This is a genomic window from Polynucleobacter sp. MWH-UH25E (genome assembly GCF_018687095.1).
Lineage (GTDB): Bacteria > Pseudomonadota > Gammaproteobacteria > Burkholderiales > Burkholderiaceae > Polynucleobacter.
In genome coordinates, this window is record NZ_CP061286.1 from 133067 (window position 1) to 152797 (window position 19731).

The 19731-nt window shown below is 44.5% G+C and carries 20 protein-coding genes and 1 tRNA gene; 4 read left to right on the forward strand and 17 right to left on the reverse strand.

Going from position 1 to position 19731, the window contains the following annotated elements:
* Window positions 1-87: 87 nt before the first annotated feature.
* Window positions 88-567 (reverse strand): HEPN domain-containing protein, encoded by a 480-nt coding sequence (locus ICV39_RS00765; RefSeq protein ID WP_215390023.1) that lies wholly within the window; start codon window positions 565-567, stop codon window positions 88-90.
* A gap of 441 nt (window positions 568-1008) precedes the next feature.
* On the opposite strand from ICV39_RS00765, the gene ICV39_RS00770 reads away from it, so the two are divergent.
* Window positions 1009-1080 (forward strand) — tRNA-Ser (locus ICV39_RS00770).
* A 44-nt stretch (window positions 1081-1124) separates the two neighbouring features.
* On the opposite strand, the gene ICV39_RS00775 is transcribed toward ICV39_RS00770, so the two are convergent.
* The 10 genes from ICV39_RS00775 to ICV39_RS00820 all read right to left on the reverse strand — a co-directional run bounded on the left by ICV39_RS00775 (window position 1125) and on the right by ICV39_RS00820 (window position 12334).
* Window positions 1125-2504 carry an MFS transporter gene (locus tag ICV39_RS00775; RefSeq protein ID WP_251372688.1) on the reverse strand — a complete coding sequence of 460 codons (1380 nt, stop codon included), beginning with the start codon at window positions 2502-2504 and terminating at the stop codon, window positions 1125-1127.
* Window positions 2479-3753 carry a DNA recombination protein RmuC gene (locus ICV39_RS00780; protein ID WP_215390024.1) on the reverse strand — a complete coding sequence of 425 codons (1275 nt, stop codon included), beginning with the start codon at window positions 3751-3753 and terminating at the stop codon, window positions 2479-2481. The genes ICV39_RS00775 and ICV39_RS00780 overlap by 26 nt, the downstream gene beginning before the upstream one ends.
* Before the next feature lie 20 nt (window positions 3754-3773).
* Window positions 3774-4082, reverse strand: a complete 309-nt coding sequence (gene grxD / locus ICV39_RS00785) for a Grx4 family monothiol glutaredoxin (RefSeq protein ID WP_215390025.1) — start codon at window positions 4080-4082, stop codon at window positions 3774-3776.
* 68 nt (window positions 4083-4150) lie between these two features.
* Window positions 4151-5029, reverse strand: a complete 879-nt coding sequence (gene prmC, locus ICV39_RS00790) for a peptide chain release factor N(5)-glutamine methyltransferase (protein ID WP_215390026.1) — start codon at window positions 5027-5029, stop codon at window positions 4151-4153.
* Window positions 5030-5047: 18 nt separating this feature from the next.
* Window positions 5048-6127 (reverse strand): peptide chain release factor 1, encoded by a 1080-nt coding sequence (prfA, locus tag ICV39_RS00795; protein ID WP_215390027.1) that lies wholly within the window; start codon window positions 6125-6127, stop codon window positions 5048-5050.
* On the reverse strand, window positions 6128-7444 hold the full coding sequence (gene hemA / locus ICV39_RS00800) for a glutamyl-tRNA reductase (protein ID WP_215390028.1): 1317 nt from the start codon (window positions 7442-7444) through the stop codon (window positions 6128-6130).
* 302 nt (window positions 7445-7746) lie between these two features.
* Complete coding sequence (locus ICV39_RS00805; protein ID WP_215390029.1) at window positions 7747-8526, reverse strand: uracil-DNA glycosylase; 780 nt, start codon at window positions 8524-8526, stop codon at window positions 7747-7749.
* A 7-nt stretch (window positions 8527-8533) separates the two neighbouring features.
* Window positions 8534-10312, reverse strand: a complete 1779-nt coding sequence (locus ICV39_RS00810; RefSeq protein ID WP_215390030.1) for a M61 family metallopeptidase — start codon at window positions 10310-10312, stop codon at window positions 8534-8536.
* A gap of 14 nt (window positions 10313-10326) precedes the next feature.
* Window positions 10327-11067, reverse strand: a complete 741-nt coding sequence (locus ICV39_RS00815; protein ID WP_251372689.1) for a DsbC family protein — start codon at window positions 11065-11067, stop codon at window positions 10327-10329.
* Window positions 11060-12334 (reverse strand): FAD-dependent monooxygenase, encoded by a 1275-nt coding sequence (locus tag ICV39_RS00820; protein ID WP_215390031.1) that lies wholly within the window; start codon window positions 12332-12334, stop codon window positions 11060-11062. Before ICV39_RS00820 ends, ICV39_RS00815 begins: the two co-directional genes overlap by 8 nt.
* A gap of 40 nt (window positions 12335-12374) precedes the next feature.
* Between ICV39_RS00820 and ychF the strand changes: the two genes are divergently transcribed.
* A complete protein-coding gene (ychF, locus tag ICV39_RS00825) occupies window positions 12375-13469 on the forward strand; it encodes a redox-regulated ATPase YchF (protein WP_215390813.1) in 1095 nt (364 codons plus the stop codon).
* Between the two features lie 97 nt (window positions 13470-13566).
* On the opposite strand, the gene ICV39_RS00830 is transcribed toward ychF, so the two are convergent.
* Window positions 13567-13917: a hypothetical protein gene (locus tag ICV39_RS00830; protein ID WP_215390032.1), complete on the reverse strand. Its 351-nt coding sequence runs from the start codon at window positions 13915-13917 to the stop codon at window positions 13567-13569.
* A 105-nt stretch (window positions 13918-14022) separates the two neighbouring features.
* Between ICV39_RS00830 and ICV39_RS00835 the strand changes: the two genes are divergently transcribed.
* Window positions 14023-14613, forward strand: coding sequence for a hypothetical protein (locus ICV39_RS00835; protein ID WP_251372690.1), 591 nt, complete (start codon window positions 14023-14025; stop codon window positions 14611-14613).
* On the opposite strand, the gene trpC is transcribed toward ICV39_RS00835, so the two are convergent.
* The 5 genes from trpC to rpe are packed head-to-tail and all read right to left on the reverse strand — an operon-like array spanning window position 14594 to window position 19265.
* A complete protein-coding gene (gene trpC, locus ICV39_RS00840) occupies window positions 14594-15397 on the reverse strand; it encodes an indole-3-glycerol phosphate synthase TrpC (protein WP_215390033.1) in 804 nt (267 codons plus the stop codon). The genes ICV39_RS00835 and trpC overlap by 20 nt on opposite strands.
* Before the next feature lie 33 nt (window positions 15398-15430).
* Complete coding sequence (trpD, locus tag ICV39_RS00845; RefSeq protein ID WP_215390034.1) at window positions 15431-16456, reverse strand: anthranilate phosphoribosyltransferase; 1026 nt, start codon at window positions 16454-16456, stop codon at window positions 15431-15433.
* A gap of 31 nt (window positions 16457-16487) precedes the next feature.
* Window positions 16488-17051 (reverse strand): aminodeoxychorismate/anthranilate synthase component II, encoded by a 564-nt coding sequence (locus tag ICV39_RS00850; protein WP_215390035.1) that lies wholly within the window; start codon window positions 17049-17051, stop codon window positions 16488-16490.
* Window positions 17035-18540 carry an anthranilate synthase component I gene (trpE, locus tag ICV39_RS00855; RefSeq protein ID WP_215390036.1) on the reverse strand — a complete coding sequence of 502 codons (1506 nt, stop codon included), beginning with the start codon at window positions 18538-18540 and terminating at the stop codon, window positions 17035-17037. Before trpE ends, ICV39_RS00850 begins: the two co-directional genes overlap by 17 nt.
* Window positions 18540-19265: a ribulose-phosphate 3-epimerase gene (rpe, locus tag ICV39_RS00860; RefSeq protein ID WP_215390037.1), complete on the reverse strand. Its 726-nt coding sequence runs from the start codon at window positions 19263-19265 to the stop codon at window positions 18540-18542. Before rpe ends, trpE begins: the two co-directional genes overlap by 1 nt.
* Window positions 19266-19314: 49 nt before the next feature.
* Between rpe and apaG the strand changes: the two genes are divergently transcribed.
* Window positions 19315-19689, forward strand: coding sequence for a Co2+/Mg2+ efflux protein ApaG (gene apaG, locus ICV39_RS00865; protein WP_215390038.1), 375 nt, complete (start codon window positions 19315-19317; stop codon window positions 19687-19689).
* Window positions 19690-19731 lie beyond the last annotated feature (42 nt).

Sequence of the window (19731 nt, forward strand, 5' to 3'; positions counted from 1 at the left end):
AAGTTGCTCGAAATCGCATTAAAATGTAATGTTCTAGTAGAACATTCAATAAAAACAATGACTTACAAATTTGGAATCTAATTTAATTCAAGGTGAGATCTTTTTCTTCATTAAAAGTCGACCGCCTTTGTGGATGTGCGCTTCCTCCTCGGTAGTACATAACTCATCCGGAAGCATGGAAACGGTAAAGTCTACAAGTCCTTTAATTTTCAGCATTTCTTCTGTGCCGACCTCTCTAGGCTCTTTTCGATTTGGATATCTAAGATGCTGATAATCGTCAATTAATGTAAGAGCGCTGATGAATTCTGGAGAAAGAGTTTCCAGTTGTAATACAGGAATTTGTTGGGTTAAAACTTTGATGCTATGAACAGCATCAAACTGACCTGTTAGCTCTAATATCCAGCCTTTCAACAAGCATTCATATCCAATATGAATAAGATAGCCCGCTGAGTCAAAATGAAATGGATGCCGAAAAAGTTTAAAACCTGCGGCAATGTGGTCTAACCCATATCTAACTAAGTCTTTTGGAAACAATCCATCTTGGTTTGTAAATATTCTCGGTGACATATGCTGATATTGGAGGTCTTGGGGTTATATTCAACTTGAATAATCAATAAAATCAGCTACTTAAAAATTTTGAATCGCCACCGTCACAAGAATTGTTATTCAAAGCTAGCGAAATTCAATGAAATGGATGGTAGTGCGAATCTTATTTTTAGGGGATAAAAAACTGCAAATTTATTTCCAATAGAATCTACAAAAGTTGTCTTTAAATTGGTGGGAGAGGTTTTTCTAGCCACTTTCTAATAATGTATCAGTAAAAGGCAATGATCCCATCTAGCTTAAACTTACTAGCAGTGGTGTAAGTTTTCTTTCTAGGGGGCTATGGTTGGTTGATGTGTTAAGAACTCATAACCAGAAGCTGTCAACAAAGTGTCAACCCAAGCAATAAAAAATGTGATCCAATGTGATTTAATACTAACGAAGCCCAATGGCTGTATAGGGGAGGCCCAACTGGCAAAGCTGTTAAACTGCTTTGTAATCAGTAGGTGGTCTGTTCGAGTCGGACAAGGGGCACCAAATTCAAAAGCCTCTAATTCATTAGAGGCTTTTTCATTTATTTCTCAGGGATTTAATTTAACCCTGTTTGTCTCTGGCAAAAATAGAAACGCCAAAATACCGGCTAGCCCAAGAAGTACTATTGGATACCAGAGTCCAATAAGACTGTCTTCCCAAAATTGGTTTAGCGAAGTAATGATTAAAGGAAGTAAGCCCCCGATCCATCCGGCCGCTAAATTGTGGGGAAGAGTTGCAGCACTATTTCTATTTTTTGCAGGAAATAATTCAGCCAATATAGCGGTTTGAGGGCCCACTACTAGTGCAAGTATGGAAGATAAAAGTATGAGAATTAATGCCAAGCAGACCAATATGAGCGGGCTCTCATAATTTAAGTAGTTGCCACCTAAAAACATCAGCAATTGAAAGATTGGAAGTATCAAGGTTGTGCCCAAGAAAATCCCCGTAAGAATTACTGGCTTTCTTCCGATCTTGTCTGATAGCCACCCAGTAAATATAGTTAGAGGAAATAAAGCGAGGGTAGAAATAATGCTGAGCTTATCTACAAATGATGAGTCGAGCTTGACGGATGTTTTTAGAAAAATTGCTGTGTAGACTTGTACGCAGAAAAATAAGATCGCCCCACTTGAAGAGACGCAAAAAAATAACAGAAACATTCTCTTGCGAATTTCACTATCTTTAAAATTATTTACCAGTTGCGATTTGGTTTGATCTAGTTTGCTTAGTTCCAAAAACACGGGCGTCTCCTCCAAGGATCTGCGAATGTAAAACGCAATTAGTAGGAGTAATAGGGAGATCCAGAACGGCACTCGCCAGCCCCAAGATTGAAATTCCTCAATAGTGAGAAGGCTTTGGAGTAAAGAAATCTGAATAGTTGATGCCAGAATGCCTAAAGGCCCCATGAGTTGCAAGAAACTTGTTTTAAAACCTCTTTGTTTGTTGCCTGCATGCTCGGCAAGATAAACTGCTCCGCCACCAATTTCTCCGCCGGCCGACAACCCTTGCAGCAATCTAAGGGTGACCAACATAACTGGCGCCCAGATGCCAATTTGGGCGTAGGTTGGCAAGAAACCTACGCCAACTGTTGCTATGCCCATTAAGGTAATCGTAATCATGAAAACGGGTTTACGCCCAATGCGGTCCCCTAAGGAGCCAAACAGAGCCGAACCTATGGGTCTAACCACCATGCCCACACCAAAAGTTGCTAGGCTAGCCAAAAGGCCTGAATTGGGGTCACTGGATGGAAAAAATAGCGGACCAAAAATGACGGCTAAACTCGCAAAAGTTAGAAAGTCATACCATTCTAAAAAAGTGCCAAAGCAAGTTGCAATCGCTACCTTTCTGTATGAAGATTCCCCCTTGAGGTTTTGTTTATCTTCCAACTTTCGATGTATTGCCAATTTATTCAGAATCTGACGAAGATTCAATTAATTGGGTAGATAAGTTCTTGGCAGGTTTAACGCCTAATTCGCGAACTTTCTCAGCGGAGCGTATTAAATTGCCTTTGCCGGTCTTGAGCTTATTGAAAGCATCGTGGTAGCTGGTCTGAGCTTGATCGAGTCGTTGACCTAATTTTTCAAGATCATCCACAAAGCCCACAAATTTGTCATAGAGATTGCCACATTGTTTAGCAATCTCTAGTGCATTGCGGTTCTGATGGTCTTGTCTCCAAAGGTGAGCAACAGTGCGCAAGGTAGCCATTAAGGTGCTTGGGCAGACCAGCACAATATTCTTTGCAAGAGCCTCTTGATAGAGGTTTGGAGCGGTCTTCAGGGCCAGCAAGAAGGCGGGCTCAATTGGGACAAACATCAATACAAAGTCTACAGAGCTCACCCCATATAGAGAGCTATAGTTCTTGCTCGACAAACCTTGAATATGCTGACGTAAGGATTGAATATGGGCAGCTAGCTCACGTTCTGCAATATTGAAATCTGTGGTTTCAGCATGTTTTGCGTAGGCTGTAATAGAGACCTTGCTATCCACAACGAGACTTCTTCCCTCTGGGAGCTTAATCACTACGTCCGGTTGAAGGCGTGAGCCATCACTTTGTGTATGACTATCTTGAACGACGTATTCTTCACCCTTGCGTAGACCTGACGATTCTAGGATTGATTCCAGTACTAGCTCGCCCCAATTACCCTGTACTTTGGAGTCGCCTTTAAGGGCTTGGGTTAAGGAACGAGTTTCATCAGACATTTTTAGGTTGAGATTGGCTAATCGCTCAATTTCGCTCTTAAGAGCATGTCGCTCTCGCGCTTCATTGCCATAGGTGTTGCTGACCTGCTCTTTAAATTCTGTAAGTTTGGTTTGTAGGGGTTTTAGTAACGCATCAAGACTGGCGGCGTTTTGTTCGGTAAAGCGCTTGGATTTATCTTCTAGAATTTCGTTAGCTAGGTTTTTAAATTGATTGGTGAGGGCCTCTTTGGCTTCGTTCAATGCTTCAATACGACCAAGCCCTTGTTTACGCTCTGATTCGAGTTCAGCCTCGAGACGAATTGCATTTTGTGATGCTTTATCCCGCTCAACTCTCAAGGTGTTGGCTAACTCTACCCCTTCTTGACTCTGAAGTTCTAGACGTTTTAGATTCGAGCGAAGGTTAAAGACATAAACCAAAAGGCCTGCGCACAATCCTAGTGGCAGGCCAAATAGTAAAAGAGAGGCTAAATCAAAAGTCACGTACTAATAGCTAAAGCTGATTAGGCCTTAACAAGTTTTTGTAATTCGCCTGACTGATACATCTCGGTCATGATGTCTGAGCCGCCGATAAATTCACCATTGATATAGAGCTGAGGAATCGTTGGCCAGTTCGCAAATTCTTTAATGCCTTGACGAATCGCAGGATCTTCCAAAACATTCACGGTATGTAACTTCTCAACGCCGCTAGCGCGAAGAATATTGACGGCATTTCCAGAGAAGCCGCATTGTGGAAATTGCGCAGTGCCTTTCATGAACAGCACAACAGGATGGCTGGTAATGATTTCTTTAATTTGAGCTTGGGTATCCATAATTTTTCCTAAAATGCGTTAATGCAGTAAAAAACGATTTATCAGTCTGATGCTGCCAATTTTAAGACCTAATCCAAAAAAAGACAGTTGCTGATTTGCTTCCTGCCTGAAACAACCCTCGGGTGACCAGCTAAATCTAGATGGGCTTGAATATCAACTAATCCAACTTCCTTCATTAAGCCAGCCACTGCATCAGACTGATCGAATCCATGCTCTACAGCGATGAGACCCCCTGGTTTGAGGTGCATAGGACATCCCATGATGATTGACTCAAGACAGCCTAGGCCGGTGGAATGATCTGTTAAAGCATCAATGGGTTCAAACCTCAAATCTCCTTGACTGAGATGTGGATCTTGATTGGCAATATATGGTGGGTTACTTAATATGACATCAAACATCAACCCATCTTTGAGTGCTTCGTACCAGCTACCCTGAGCAAATTCAACACCTGCTTCAAGCCCTAAGAATTTAGCATTAGCTTTCGCGATTGAAAGTGCTTCACTAGATTGATCTGTGGCAATGACTAGAGCATGCGGCGCTTCGTGAGCAATTGCTAGTGCAATAGCACCCGATCCTGTTCCTAGATCCAAAAGCTTCGGGTACTTTACCTGACCCTCAAGTCGCTTGATTTCATTAAGAGCTATTTCAACGAGCATTTCTGTCTCTGGGCGCGGTATCAAGACGCCGGGTGCTACCTGAAGCTCAATATTGTGAAATCCTCGCTTACCAATTAGGTATGCAACTGGCTCGCCGTTAAGCCTTCGAGATTCAAGCGATTGCCATTCCTCTAAAGCTTGTCCATTAAGCTTCATTTCATCGTGAGAAATAAGCGTTGAGCGAGGTAGCTGGTAGTGCTTATCCAACACGTATGCCATCAAGATATGAGCCTCATTGCGAAGCAGTAAGGTGCTGCCCAATAGGGATCGCAGACTCAAGTCCTTGCTCATAAGCGAAGTGATGAAAACTTAGTTATCGCCAAGCGCTGCAAGCAACTCAGCCTGATGTTCAGATGCAAGTGCATTGCATAAATCATCTAGGTCACCATCCATCATGGCATCGATCTTATAGAGCGTGAGATTGATTCGGTGATCGGTGATACGGCCTTGTGGGAAGTTGTAGGTGCGAATACGATCGCTACGATCTCCAGACCCAATTAGTGATTTTCTAGTTTGCGCTTCGAGTTGATGTTTCTCGCGCTCGCGGGCATCCATGATTCTTGAAACGAGTACTTTCATCGCTTGTTCACGATTGCGATGTTGACTGCGATCATCTTGGCATTCCACCACAGTGCCTGTTGGTAAGTGGGTAATACGAACCGCTGAATCTGTTTTATTAATATGCTGCCCACCAGCACCAGAGGCTCGGAAGGTGTCGATACGTAATTCAGCGGGATTGATTTTGACTGCTTCTAGTTCGTCCGCTTCGGACATAACAGCAACCGTGCAAGCTGAAGTGTGAATGCGTCCTTGAGTTTCGGTTTGAGGTACGCGCTGCACTCGATGACCGCCTGACTCGAATTTGAGGCGTGAGTAAACAGATTGACCGACTAAGCGGAGCACAACCTCCTTATAGCCGCCAAGGTCTGATTCGGTAGCACTGACTATTTCTACTTTCCACCCTTGCCGCTCTGCAAAGCGGGTATACATGCGTAACAAATCTGCAGCAAAAAGGGCGCTTTCATCACCGCCAGTGCCTGCCCGAATTTCTAAGAAAACATTGCGCTCGTCATTCTCATCTTTGGGTAATAGTAGCTTCTGTAGGCTAGCCTCCAGCTCTTCCATTGTGGATTGCGCTTGTTTCTGTTCCTCATCGGCAAAATCCTTCATTTCTGGATCTTTGCGCATTTCTTCAGCCGCTTGTGCATCGGCTTCGGCCTGCTTGTACAGGCCAAACTGCTCAACCACCGTCGCTATATCCGCATGTTCACGCGTGAGTTTGCGATAGGCATCCATATCTTTGGTTGCCTCTTCTGAGGTTAAAAGGGAGTTGAGTTCGGCTAAGCGCGTGTCTAGATGTTCCAGCTTAGCCCGCATGCTGGGCTTCATCTAATGGTCTTCTGGTTTGGTGTGAGAGGCGAATAGTTTTGGTAATAGCTTAATCAAGGCGTCGCGCTCTGCGCCATTGGAGTGTTGTAATGCATGCAGTGAGCCATGCAAGAATTTATTGGTAAGACCTTGTGCCATAGCACTTAAAACTTCTTGTGGATCATCGCCACGCATGAGGCGTTTCATAGCGCGCTCTAGCTCAAGCTGTCTTAAGCGCTCACCTTGTTGTTGAATATCTTGGATTAGCGGAACCGCATTGCGTCCTTGCATCCAATGCATAAAATTGCCAACACGATCTTCAATAATTGCTTCTGCTTGGCTGACTGCTGCTTGACGTAAATTGGCGCCCGTTTGAATCATGACGCCAAGGTCATCAACGGTATAGAGATACACATCATCGAGTCTTGAGATTTCAGGTTCAAAGTCGCGAGGGACGGCTAAATCGATCATCACCATGGGTTTATGGCGACGTTGTTTTAGGGCGCTTTCCACCATGCCAAGGCCAATGATGGGTAGCGAGGATGCGGTACTAGAAACAATAATGTCGAACTCGTGTAGTCGACCAGGTAGCTCGGATAGCTTGAATGATTCTGCCTGCACATCTTGTGCGGCGATGGAGTCTGCTAATTCTTGTCCACGCTCAATGGTGCGATTAGCAATTGCGACATTTTTAGGTTTGCGCGCTACAAAATGGGTTGCGCACAAAGAAATCATTTCGCCCGCACCAATAAATAGAATTTTTTGATCAGCAATCTTTTCAAAAATTCTTTCGGATAAGCGAACTGCAGCCGCAGCCATGGAGATAGAATGAGCGCCAATTTCTGTAGATCCACGAACTTCTTTGGCAACAGCAAAGGTCTTCTGAAACAGCTGATTCAAGTAAGTGCCTAATACGCCAGCATCATTTGCGGTGCGAACAGCATCCTTCATCTGCCCAAGAATTTGGGTTTCACCAATCACCATAGAGTCTAAACCGCAGGCCACTCTGAAGGCGTGACGAACGGCGTCGGATTGTGGCAAAGAGTAAATGTGAGGCTGAAGACTGCTTGGGGCAAGTTGCTGAGTTTTTGCAAGCCAATCAAAAGTGGCCTCATGTAAAACATCAGCGGCGTTTGCATCATTTGCTGCGCAATAGACTTCTGTGCGATTGCAGGTGGACAAAATGGTTGCTTCAGGCAAGCCAGATTGATTCGCCCCCAGCAAATGCTGGCGAAGATCGTGCAACGCTTCTTGAAGAAATTCAGGATCAAAGGCGACCTTTTCCCGAATGGCGACCGGCGCTGTGTGATGATTGATGCCGAGAGTCAACAACTTCATAATGGCAATTATAGATTTGATGCCCTCAATAATGGGTGCAAAAGGGGATAAAAATGGGTTTTTTGGCTTTTCTGCTAATCGGGGGTGCCACAGGAGGCGCTGCCTGGATTATGTACCCAAGAAGCTCAAAAAATCGGTCTAAAACCGCCAATTTGCAGAATCTACTGGTTGCTAGTCTTCTTGGCTTTATGGGGGCTCTAGCGAGCTCTTATTTGGGCCAATATGCCCATTTTTTTCAATCTGGCCAAATGCTGGAGTGGGCTTGCGCTATTTTGGCCTCAAGCGTTATCGGATGTATCTACTCAGCCCTGGCTAAATAAATTGCCCTGAATTTGTTTATCTTTGGCGCTTGCAGAATTCACCCATTGAATTGGCTTTTGTCGATGGGCAACTAACCAGTCGTTCGTTTTTGTAAAGTGTCGACAACTATCTTTATCGCCGGTAACCAAAAAAGGCGTATTTGTTTTATAGACACCTAAACCTGAGGGATGTGAGGATTGCAGAATCATTTGATCATTGTTTTGCGAAATCAAAGGTAACTTAGACTGGGCATGTCCACCCCACAGCATCCAGACCAAGTGTGGTTTTTGGATCGATAGCGCAGATATCAATCGATCAATTAGGCTTTTCCAGCCTAAGCTGGCATGACTTCCAGCTTCGCCTAATTTGACGCTAAGGGCGGTATTCAGCAACAACACTCCTTGCTCTGCCCAGTGATGTAAATCGCCATTGGATAAGGTGCCAAAACCCTCGATGCTGAGAGCTTTGCTGATATTGCGTAGTGAGCTAGGGAACTCTCGTGAGTTTGGCGAGATCTTGCTCGGTATAGAAAATGCCAGGCCTTGTGCAAGACCGGGCGAGTGATAAGGATCTTGACCAAGAATGACCACCTTCACTGCATCAAGCGGAGTTAATTCAAGTGCTTTGAAGAAATTTTGTGGTTCAGGTCGAATAATTTCTGGGTTGGCATTTAATTCATTTTGAATATTTTCCTTAAGTACCTTCCAGTCAGAGGTGTCGAAATAGTCACCCAATAAGTGGCGCCAGTCTTGAGGAATAAGCTCCCTAGAGAAAGCAAACATCTTTTGATTATTTAGCGGCAGGGATTAAGTCGTATTGCATTGGTAACTGCGATGGCTGCAATACTAAGATACGTTCATGCTCAAGATCATCTCGATAAAAACAAGCGGAGATATGTTGATGTTCCGACAGGCTATTGAGTACTTTATCCCAGCGGTTAGTCGTGATGCGCTGACCGTTGATACTCGCCAATAAATCACCAGGCGCTAAGCCTGCTTCTTGAGCGGCGCTACCATCGAGGACGTGGGTAATTTTGAGCCAGCCATTAGTATCAGTATGACGTAATCCCAGTTGTAATTTGATCTTCTCTAGCTTGGTCTGCACTTTTGAATTTACAGATACTACTCTTGATGAAATCCACTTCTGTAGTGGAATATCTTCAGTGCCGTATATATAGCGTGACTTAAAGTCGCCCCATATTTTTTGAAATTCACTACCAAGTAGCGCTTCAATTAAGTCATCTAAACCTTGCTCCGCAATCCCATCTAGCGTTACGCCATGCTTTTGCCAAATTAAGTGCATTAAATCATCCAGCGATTTTTTGTTCTTAGAGAATGCGCGGATTTGTAAATCTAGCCCCAGCGCAAGTAATGCCCCTTTGCCGTAATAGCTCACAACAGCGTTCGGGGTGTTTTCATCCGCTTGATAGTATTTTGTCCAGGCGTCAAAAGAGCTGTCCGCTAGGCTTTGCTTGAGTCTTCCAGGGCCGCGTAAAACCCCATTCCAATTATCAGTAACTAATTTGAGATATTGATCTAAGGTAATTCGCTTACTTCTGAAGAGCTGAAGATCATCGTAGTAACTAGTGAAGCCTTCAAAAAGCCAAAGCAATTGCGTATGGTTTCTGTTTTGTAAGTCGTAGGGTTGGAATACCCTGGGCTTAATACGTTTTACCAACCAGGCATGGAAATATTCATGGCTACATAGACCCAGAAATTCGCGATAAGTCGATTCATCAAGTGGAATCTGCTTTTGGGGAATTTGGTCTCTGCGGCAGAGCAAGGCCGTGCTATTTTGATGCTCAAGACCACCATAACCATTGAGTACTGCATTTACCAGAAAGAGATAGTTGGCAAATGGCGCTTCTTTTGTTTTGGGTTCAAACAGATTGATAGTGCATGAACAGATAACTTGTAAGTCGTTTGCGAGACGGGCGGCATCAACAGGGTGCAAGAGCCCTTGTATAGCCATACTGTGAGGTACATTGTTTGAATTCCAATTTACTATCTGGAACTCACCCATCGCTACGGGGTGATCAATAAGGTCATCATAATTTTTGGCTAAGTAATAGCCAAAGCCACGATCATCTGTTTTGGCTTTTCTTAGGCTCGTTTGTACGGTCCAATTTTCAGTAGATGCGCTTTCGGGATTGACAATGGCCAGTGAGCAGGGAATATTTTCTTGACCGCTGACTGCTAGACACAGACTGGTGGGGTTGAAAAATCCACGTTCAGTATCTAAGTGGGCTGCACGAACTGAGTTATCAAATGCGTATACCGTTGTGACAATATCAACTGGTTCATTGATGTTTGCAGGCAATCCCCATTGATTATTGTCGATGCGCACAAGAGTGAATTTCTTTTTGCTTGAGGCGCCACAGGCTTCAATACTTTCAATGTGCTTAGAAAAATCTCGAATTAAATAACTACCAGGAATCCATGCCGCCATTTGTAACACCTGCCCCGTGGGGTTGGGATTAGCAATGTGTAGCTTTACTTTAAATCGATGACCGTGCAAGTCTGCAGGCCATATAGTGTATTGAATTGCTGGCAAATCAGATTTGTTCATGAGATTCTTATTGGTTACTTAAGCGCATTAAATTTCTTTTCAATATCGCTTACTTGAACTGCGCCAGGAAAGCGACTGCCATCTATAAAGAAAAGCGTGGGGGTGCCTGTGATGCCATACGCTTTGGCAAATGCCAAATTTTTATCTAAAGGATTGCTGCAGTCAGTTTTCCCTGATGGTGTGACCCCATTTACCATCCAATCAATGTAGCTCTTATAGGGGTCAGCACTGCACCAAATTTGTTTTGATTTTTGTGCGGAGTCTGGTGACAGAATTGGAATGAGATAGGTATAGATGGTGACATTATCTAATTGCTGTAAAGATTTTTCTAATCGCTTGCAGTAACCACAGTTGGGGTCTGAAAAAATAGCTAATTGGCGTTGACCATTGCCACGAACTGTTTTAAATGCATTCGCTTGATTTAAGTCAGCCCATTTAATGCGATTGAGGTCAGCTTGCCTTTGTTCTGTAAGGTTTTTGCCTGAGGCGAGCTCAATGATTTCGCCCTGAATTAAATATTTACCAGAAGTATCAGTGTAGAAAATCTCATTACCAACCAAAACCTCATACAGGCCGGTTACTGGAGCAGCTGTAACGCTGCGTACTTTCGCATTACTACCCAGCTTTTTCTGAATCTCAGTTTTAATTTGCTGCTCTGTTTGCGCAAATGCGAATTTTGAAGGCACAAGGCTGATAAAAAATATTCCAGCGATCAGTGCGGTAGTAGAGAGTAATGATGAAGGTGATTTAATCAAAATCAATTTCTCCTAGTGCGCGCTCTATGAGGCGTTGTTTAATGAAGTGGCTTTTATTTACTAAGCCAAGACCCCAGTTACGTAATTGTTTTTCTGTAGTGCTCGTGCCAGAAAATAGTTTTTTTAATTTATCTGTCACCCATAAAAGCGCATCGGTATCGCCTTGTCGCTGTCGTTCGTAACGACGGAGCAGGGTCAAGTCATTTAATTTACGGAAGGGCTCGCATTTACTAATGACATTGAGCAACACGGCAACATCTCTCAAGCCTAGGTTGAGGCCCTGACCCGCTAATGGATGCATCACATGCGCTGCATCCCCAATGAGAGCTGCTTGAGGATTGGCCTCTGGACCGATAAAGCGTGCAGCTCTAATTCTGCGCAATGGAAAAGCTGCTGGTGTGGAGTTGAGGGTGAGTTCGCCCAATTGTTTTTCAACGGCGCCATTGGCAATCAATGAAAAACGTTCTTGCCATTGGGATTGGTCAAGTTTTAAGAGTTCTGCAGCATGTTCTGGTGTGGTTGACCACACCATTGATACCTGTTTGCCTGGCAAAGGTAGCATTGCCACAATATCTCCGCCAGGTAAAAACCATTGGAAAGCAGTTTCAAGATGAGGGTAAGTACAAACCCAATTTGCAACTACAGCACTTTGTGAGTAACTTTCCTCGCTAGCGGTAATTCCGATTGCAGAGCGAATCGGTGAGTTTGCACCATCGGCTGCTATTACTAATTGCGCATGAATAGACTCACCATTCTGAAGATATAAAGTGCTGCCTTGCGCATCCACTTCGATTGTCTCTACGGCATCAGCAATACGCTCGAGTTTATTCTGAAAGCGTGAGGCTTGATCAAGTGTGTGTTCAATTAAATTAGACTCACCAATCCAGGCAAGTTGTGAGGTGCCAGCCTCAAAAGCAGAGAGATGGAGTTGATCATTTTTTTCTCCGCGATCGCCATAAATGCGCATGTCTCGCACAACTTGCAGGCGACTGTGGTCTAGGGCATCCCATATCTGTAGGTGAGCCAGCAATTTTTGGGTGCTTGGCGAAAAGGCGTAGATTCTTTGGCCCCACTGAGCGCCTTGAGGCGCTGGCGCAGGACTTCCCAAATCAGGGGCAATTTCTGCTGTAGTCAGCCCAAGCTGGGCTAAGCCCAAGGCGCAGGCCTTACCAGCAATGCCTCCGCCTACTACGGCGACATCGACGGACCGTTTTTGTGAAGGATTTACCGGTTTTTTAGATGGGTGATGATTGTGCGTTTCCGACATAGCTCGATGATATCGAAACCAGCCCCATTACAATATGGCTATGTCTTTGAAATGTGGCATCGTCGGCCTGCCTAACGTCGGCAAATCTACCCTCTTTAATGCGCTTACCAAAGCTGGAATCGCTGCAGAAAACTACCCTTTTTGCACGATTGAGCCCAATGTTGGCGTCGTAGAGGTTCCAGACCCTCGCTTAGCTGCCTTGGCTGAGATCGTAAAGCCTGAGCGCATTCTGCCTGCAGCGGTGGAGTTTGTGGATATCGCAGGCTTAGTCGCAGGTGCTTCTAAGGGTGAAGGTCTTGGGAATCAATTCTTGGCTAATATTCGGGAAACTGACGCGATTACTCATGTGGTGCGCTGTTTCGAAGATCCTAATGTGATTCACGTTGCGGGCAAGATTGACCCTATTGCTGACATTGGTGTTATCGATACTGAGTTGGCGCTCTCGGATTTGGCCACAGTTGAAAAAACACTTGCTCGCTCAAGTAAGGCCGCTAAGTCGGGAAACGATAAAGAAGCTGCCGCTTTAGTTGCAGTGCTCACCAAAGTGCAGGCACATTTGGATTCTGCGCAACCAGTACGTAGTTTGAGCCTGACCGATGAGGAAAAATTATTGATTAAGCCTTTGTGTTTAATTACTGCAAAGCCTGCTATGTATGTAGCAAACGTTAAAGAAGATGGCTTCGAAAATAATCCACATCTTGAAGCGGTGAAGCAACATGCTGCCAAAGAAAAGGCACCAGTAGTGGCTGTATGCGCGGCCATTGAAGCTGAGATCGCGGATTTGGACGACGCTGATAAATCAGCATTCTTGGCAGATCTAGGCATGGATGAGCCAGGCCTAGATCGGGTTATTCGTGCTGGTTACGCGCTGTTGGGATTGCATACCTACTTCACTGCTGGCGTTAAAGAAGTGCGCGCATGGACCATTCATCAGGGCGATACTGCCCCAAAAGCGGCAGGTGTCATTCATACTGATTTTGAGCGTGGCTTCATTCGTGCGCAAACGATTTCCTACGATGACTTTATTCAATTTAAGGGTGAGTCAGGTGCCAAAGAAGCTGGAAAAATGCGCGCCGAGGGTAAAGAGTACGTTGTGAAGGACGGAGATGTGCTCAACTTCTTATTCAACGTTTAAGGATTAAGTGAATAAGACGCAGAAGATATAAAGAAAAAGCCCTGTTAAAACTAACAGGGCTTTTTTAATGTTTTCAGGATGTCTAAGTCGGGGTCTCTTAAGCCGATTTAAGTGCTTTTTCTAGACATTTTGAAATGTCTTCATATCGTTTGATAGCCGCTTTGGTGGGGAGTACTTCTTTCTTGCGACCATCGTCATTTGAGGCCATTTTGATATAACCCATAGCGACAAGATTCTTGAGACGTCCATGAAGTGTGGCCTGAGATCCTAGATCGGAGAGTGAAATAAGGTCTCCCACCAAGATAGTTTGTTTTGTATGTGCTGCAGTAACAATTCTGTCTAGTAAACTTTTTTCAATCGCATCTAACTTCTTACCTGGGTTAATTCGATCAAGTGTGTCGATCAAATTTAAAAAACGAAGATAGGCGGATGGCTTTTCTGTTGACATAGGTGAACTGATAAAAATTTATAGCTATAAGGCTAATATCATTCTATTCGCGATTTGAAAAAGTTGCCATTGACTTTGGTCATAACAATCCTCAACACTGCCCTAATGTCGAAATTTCTCTCAACTCTTGCGCAATTAACAACGCTTATGCGTATAGGATTAATCAATGTAATTATTAGTGCATCTGTATATGCACTTCTTTTTTATATCAATAGTTGGATTACTAGTGAATTGGTGTTTGGTCTTGGCGTGAATTGGATTTATTTGCCAGCAGGGCTGAGATTATTTCTCACTCTGATATTTGGTTTGCCAGGAGCGTTAGGTATTGCATTAGCTTCAGCCTTAATTAGTTACAGCGGCGAGCTCTCATCCGATTTGGTGATTTGCATTGGTACCGGCCTTATTTCTGGATTTGCCCCATACCTTGCCAGGATATTTGTCTTTAGTAACATCAGGCTAGAGCCAGACTTGAGCAATATGAACCTACAAAAGTTATTACTTTGTATTTTGATTTATGCCTTGATGAGTGCTGGCTTGCATCAATATTGGTATGCCACTGTAGGGCTTGAAAATACTGGAAGCATGAATCACTTCGCAGTTATGGCGATTGGTGATGTGATGGGCTCTATCTTGCTAATAGCATTGATTAAATTTGGCTTAGATCTAATCAAGCGGTTTAAAAGAATAGATCGCTAAGAGCTTTACCTGGATCAGCGCTGCGCATGAAAGCTTCTCCAACCAAAAAGGCATTTACTTGATTGCTACGCATCAGTTGTACATCGTCGCGATTCAATATTCCAGATTCAGTAACCAAAATTTTATTGTTGGGCACTAAGGGCAAAAGTGACAGAGTGGTTTGCAATGTCACCTCAAAAGTTTTGAGATTGCGGTTATTGATTCCAAGTAGTGGGGTCTTTAATTCAAGTGCCTGTTCAAGCTCAGTCCCATCATGCACCTCTACCAAGACATCTAAACCGAGTTCGTGGGCGCAGGCTTCAAGCTCTTTCATTTGATTGAGTCCAAGACAAGCGACGATGAGCAGAATCGCGTCCGCACCAATCGCGCGCGCTTCATAAATTTGATAGGGGTCTATGGTGAAGTCTTTGCGTAGAACCGGAATGCTGCAAGCATTACGAGCTTCTTGAAGGTAGGCGTTGCTTCCTTGGAAATAGTCTACATCGGTTAATACAGATAAACAGGCTGAACCATGTTTTTCATAGGATTTAGCAATTTCGGCGGGAATGAATTGTTCACGCAGAATACCCTTGCTTGGGCTTGCTTTTTTAATCTCAGTGATGACGCCTGCATTACCTGCGGTAATTTTTTGCTCGATAGCACGAATAAAACCCCGTGGCTTTTGTTGTGAGTCTTGATTATTAGCTTGAGCCTTTTCGCATAGGCTCGCGAGTGAAATTTTCTTTAAGTTGTTTGCAACTTCAATTTTCTTAGTCGCAACAATTTTTTGTAGGATATCGCTCATGAAACAAGAGTCATTAAAGAATTCATTAGGGAATTAATTGGATTGAGTAGCTGCCACAAATGCGTCTAATTTTTGACGTGCAGCGCCAGAGCTGATGGCTGCCTTGGCTTTGGCGATACCACTGGCAATATCTGATGCAATACCAGCTACATACAGTGTAGCGCCTGCATTTAAACAAACAATGTCACTTGCTGGTCCTGGTTTGTTATCAATCACATCAAGCACAATTTTTTTGGACTCTTCAGCATTAGCCACCTTAAAGCTGTTGGTTGGTGCAGTGTTTAAGTCAAAATCTTTTGGATGGATTTCGTATTCGCGCACGACACCATCTTTAAGTTCGCCAACCAAGGTGGGGCCTTCGAGTGAGATTTCATCTAGACCATCACGGCCATAAACTACCAATGCATGTTCCATGCCCAGGGCTTGTAAAACCCTTGCCTGAATACCAACAAGATCGGGATGAAATACGCCCATCAAAATGCGCTTCGCATCAGCTGGATTGGTTAATGGCCCTAAAATATTGAAAATGGTGCGCACGCCTAATTGTTTGCGAATGGGTACAACATTTTTCATCGCAGGATGATGGTTGGGGGCGAACATAAAGCCAGCCCCAACTGTAGAGATGCATTTAGCAACTTGATCGGCGGATAGCGCCAAATTGACGCCCAGGGCCTCTAAAACATCAGCACTACCGGATTTGCTGCTAACGCTGCGATTACCGTGTTTAGCAATCTTTGCACCAGCAGCTGCCGCAACAAACATAGCTGCGGTAGAGATATTGAAAGTATGTGCGCCGTCACCACCGGTGCCTACAACATCGACAAGGTGAGAGCGATCCTCGACATTTACCGCGGTTGCAAATTCACGCATGACTTGTGCAGCTGCCGCAATTTCACCAACAGTTTCTTTTTTGGTGCGCAGAGCAACCAATAAGCCGGCAACTAACTCTGGCGCCATTTCACCGCTCATGATGAGGCGCATCATGTCGGTCATCTCATCATGAAACAGTTCGCGATGTTCAATGCAGCGTTGCAGGGCTTCTTGTGGAGTAATTGGCATAAGACTTGTTTAGCTTATTTAAATTCTGTAGTTACATTTGTAAAAAATTCTTGAGTAATGCATGTCCGTGCTCGGAAAGAATGGACTCCGGATGAAACTGAACGCCTTCAACAGCCATCTCGCGATGTCTTACACCCATAATCTCACCATCTGAGGAAGTGGCGGTTACCTCTAGACAAGTTGGCAATGAACTTTTTTCAATGGCTAGAGAGTGATAGCGAGTTACTTTAAACGGATTGGGTAGGTTTTTAAAAACACCCACACCGGTGTGATGAATGTCATCCGTTTTGCCGTGCATTACTTTCTGGGCACGAATGATTTTGCCTCCAAATGCTTCACCAATAGCTTGGTGTCCGAGGCATACGCCGAGAATCGGAAGTTTTCCAGCAAATTGCTTAATGGTTTCAACGGAGATCCCCGCCTCAGTAGGGCTGCAGGGTCCTGGAGAAATACAAATGCGTGCTGGATTTAGCTTGGCAATATCCGCAACCGCAATCTCATCATTACGAAAGACTTTGACCTCTTCACCTAACTCTGCAAAGTACTGCACGAGGTTGTAGGTGAATGAGTCGTAGTTATCAATCATTAGGAGCATCAAGTCCTCCTTGAACTAAATCAGCTGCAGTCAGTACAGCGCGAGCCTTTGCTTCGGTTTCTTTCCATTCAGCTGTCGGGTCTGAATCTGCAACAACGCCAGCGCCAGCTTGGGAGTGCAGCATGCCATCCCGGATCACGCCAGTGCGAATTGCAATCGCAACATCCATATCACCAGAAAAGGAAAGATAGCCTACTGCGCCACCATAAACACCGCGTTTCACAATTTCCATTTCATCAATGATTTCCATTGCGCGAATCTTTGGGGCGCCAGATAAGGTGCCTGCAGGGAAAGTCGCCCTTAATACATCCATATTGCTCATATCGTCTAGAAGATCACCTTCAACAGAGCTCACAATGTGTTGAACATGTGAGTATTTTTCAATTGACATTGAATCCGTTACTTTGACAGAGCCAGTTTTCGCAATGCGTCCTACATCATTACGTGCAAGATCGATCAACATGACGTGTTCCGCAATTTCTTTGGGATCAGCTAAAAGTTCTTTGGCAAGTCGCTCATCTTCTTCTGGATTTGCGCCACGAGGGCGGGTGCCAGCAAGCGGACGAATGGTCACAATCTTTTCTGCCGCACGTTTTTCTTGGCGAACCAGAATTTCAGGAGAAGATCCCACAATCTGCAGATCGCCAAAGTCATAAAAATACATATAAGGCGAAGGATTGAGTGAGCGTAAGGCTCTGTATAGGGATAGCGGTGAGTCTGTAAATGGTTTGCTAATACGTTGACCAATGACAACTTGCATACAGTCGCCGGCCAAAATGTATTCTTTGGTTTTACGAACTGCATCTTCGAAATCATCCGCTTTAAATTTTCGAATTAGCTCAGTTTTTGTGCTTGCCAATGAGGGCGGCATGCTGACTTGCTTGCTAAGGCATGCAAGCAATTCTTTTAGGCGCGTTTGCGCCTTCTCATAGCCATCAGAAATGCTAGGGTCAGCATAAACAATAAAATAAATCTTGCCTGCAACGTTATCGATAACGGCTAACTCTTCAGTCAGCATAAGTTGAATATCTGGGACGCCTAGCTCATCAGGTAAATCGTGTTTAGCCAAGCGTGATTCGATGTAGCGAACAGTATCGTAGCCAAAATATCCTGCTAATCCTCCGCAAAAGCGTGGAAGTCCCTCTTGCACTGCTACCTTGAATCTCTTGAAGTAGGCATCTACAAAATCTAGTGGGTTATCAGTATTCGTTTCAACTACTTTACCGTCTGTTACTACCTCGTTTACTGGTTTTAATGGCGTGCCAACAGTGCGAACAATCGTCTTCGCAGGTAGACCAATAAAGGAGAAGCGACCAAAACGCTCGCCTCCTAAAACGGACTCAAGAAGGTAAGTATTTTTACTGCCAAAAGCTTGGCTAAGTTTGACGTAAAGCGATAGTGGTGTTTCTAAATCGGCTAGTACCTCTTTGACCAGAGGAATTCGATTGAAACCCTGCTTTGCTAGGATATTAAATTCTTCGCGCTGCATTAGGCTTTTCCTGACTTTCCTAATTCAGCACGCATTTCTTTGATGACTTGCTCGTAGTTATCTTTGCCAAATATTGCCGAGCCCGCTACAAATGTGTCAGCGCCTGCTTGAGCAACTTGTGCAATGTTGTCGACTTTGATACCGCCATCTACCTCAAGACGAATTTTGCGACCAGTTTCAGCTTCATGACGATCAAGTCGAGCACGTACTTGAGTAATTTTTTGCAGAGTGCTTGGAATAAAAGATTGACCGCCAAATCCAGGGTTAACTGACATCAGTAACACTAAGTCTAATAATTCCAGCGTGTGATCAAGATGATCAAGTGGTGTCGCTGGATTTAAAACAAGACCGGCTTGGCAGCCTTGATCACGAATTAAATTTAATGTGCGATTCACATGGGGGCTTGCTTCTGGGTGAAAGCTAATTAAATTTGCGCCGGCTTTGGCAAAGTCGGGAACGATGCGATCTACTGGCTCAACCATTAAATGAACGTCAATCATTGCGGGCGCGCCGTTCTTCTTGGCATAAGGGCGAATAGCCTCACAAACCAAGGGGCCAATGGTGAGGTTGGGAACGTAATGGTTATCCATCACATCAAAGTGAATCCAGTCGGCACCAGCTACCAAGACGTCTTGGACCTCTTTGCCAAGGCAGGCAAAGTCAGCCGACAAAATGGACGGGGCAATGACAAATTGAGGATTTGGTGATGTTTTTTCGCTTTCCATCCCTAGATTCTAGCTTGCAGTTGGCCTTAGGATGGAGCAGAATTCCAGCATGAATCCTCATGAAATCAGCATTACGGTCAAGACTCAGTACCTTGCAGACCAATCTGACCCAGATAATCGCCAATTTGCCTTTGCCTATACGATCACCATCCGTAATACGGGGTCAGCCAGTATTCAGCTCATAGCCCGCCATTGGTTCATTACAGACGGGGATAACGATGTTCAGGAAGTCAAGGGCCTAGGGGTGGTGGGACAGCAGCCTTTATTGCGATCAGGGGAGCATTTTGAGTACACCAGCTGGGCTACCCTCCCAACCCCTGCGGGAACTATGCGCGGTGAGTATTTTTGCGTTACAGAGGATGCTCAGTTTTTTCAGGCACCCATTCCAGAATTTGCCTTAGTAATGCCGCGGACACTGCATTAAGTTGATCCAGTAACCAAAGGGGGCATTAAGGCAATGGCACCC

Bases quoted from the DNA above. Each gene is read 5' to 3' on its own strand.
- ICV39_RS00805 (WP_215390029.1), bottom strand. From the start codon at position 8,526: ATGTTTGCTTTCTCTAGGGAGCTTATTCCTCAAGACTGGCGCCACTTA.
- rpe (WP_215390037.1), bottom strand. From the start codon at position 19,265: ATGGAAAGCGAAAAAACATCACCAAATCCTCAATTTGTCATTGCCCCG.
- hemA (WP_215390028.1), bottom strand. From the start codon at position 7,444: ATGAAGTTGTTGACTCTCGGCATCAATCATCACACAGCGCCGGTCGCC.
- apaG (WP_215390038.1), top strand. From the start codon at position 19,315: ATGAATCCTCATGAAATCAGCATTACGGTCAAGACTCAGTACCTTGCA.
- trpC (WP_215390033.1), bottom strand. From the start codon at position 15,397: ATGAGCGATATCCTACAAAAAATTGTTGCGACTAAGAAAATTGAAGTT.
- prfA (WP_215390027.1), bottom strand. From the start codon at position 6,127: ATGAAGCCCAGCATGCGGGCTAAGCTGGAACATCTAGACACGCGCTTA.
- ICV39_RS00820 (WP_215390031.1), bottom strand. From the start codon at position 12,334: ATGTCGGAAACGCACAATCATCACCCATCTAAAAAACCGGTAAATCCT.
- ICV39_RS00850 (WP_215390035.1), bottom strand. From the start codon at position 17,051: ATGCTCCTAATGATTGATAACTACGACTCATTCACCTACAACCTCGTG.
- trpE (WP_215390036.1), bottom strand. From the start codon at position 18,540: ATGCAGCGCGAAGAATTTAATATCCTAGCAAAGCAGGGTTTCAATCGA.
- ICV39_RS00765 (WP_215390023.1), bottom strand. From the start codon at position 567: ATGTCACCGAGAATATTTACAAACCAAGATGGATTGTTTCCAAAAGAC.
- grxD (WP_215390025.1), bottom strand. From the start codon at position 4,082: ATGGATACCCAAGCTCAAATTAAAGAAATCATTACCAGCCATCCTGTT.
- trpD (WP_215390034.1), bottom strand. From the start codon at position 16,456: ATGCCAATTACTCCACAAGAAGCCCTGCAACGCTGCATTGAACATCGC.
- ICV39_RS00835 (WP_251372690.1), top strand. From the start codon at position 14,023: ATGTCGAAATTTCTCTCAACTCTTGCGCAATTAACAACGCTTATGCGT.
- prmC (WP_215390026.1), bottom strand. From the start codon at position 5,029: ATGAGCAAGGACTTGAGTCTGCGATCCCTATTGGGCAGCACCTTACTG.
- ICV39_RS00810 (WP_215390030.1), bottom strand. From the start codon at position 10,312: ATGAACAAATCTGATTTGCCAGCAATTCAATACACTATATGGCCTGCA.
- ICV39_RS00830 (WP_215390032.1), bottom strand. From the start codon at position 13,917: ATGTCAACAGAAAAGCCATCCGCCTATCTTCGTTTTTTAAATTTGATC.
- ychF (WP_215390813.1), top strand. From the start codon at position 12,375: ATGTCTTTGAAATGTGGCATCGTCGGCCTGCCTAACGTCGGCAAATCT.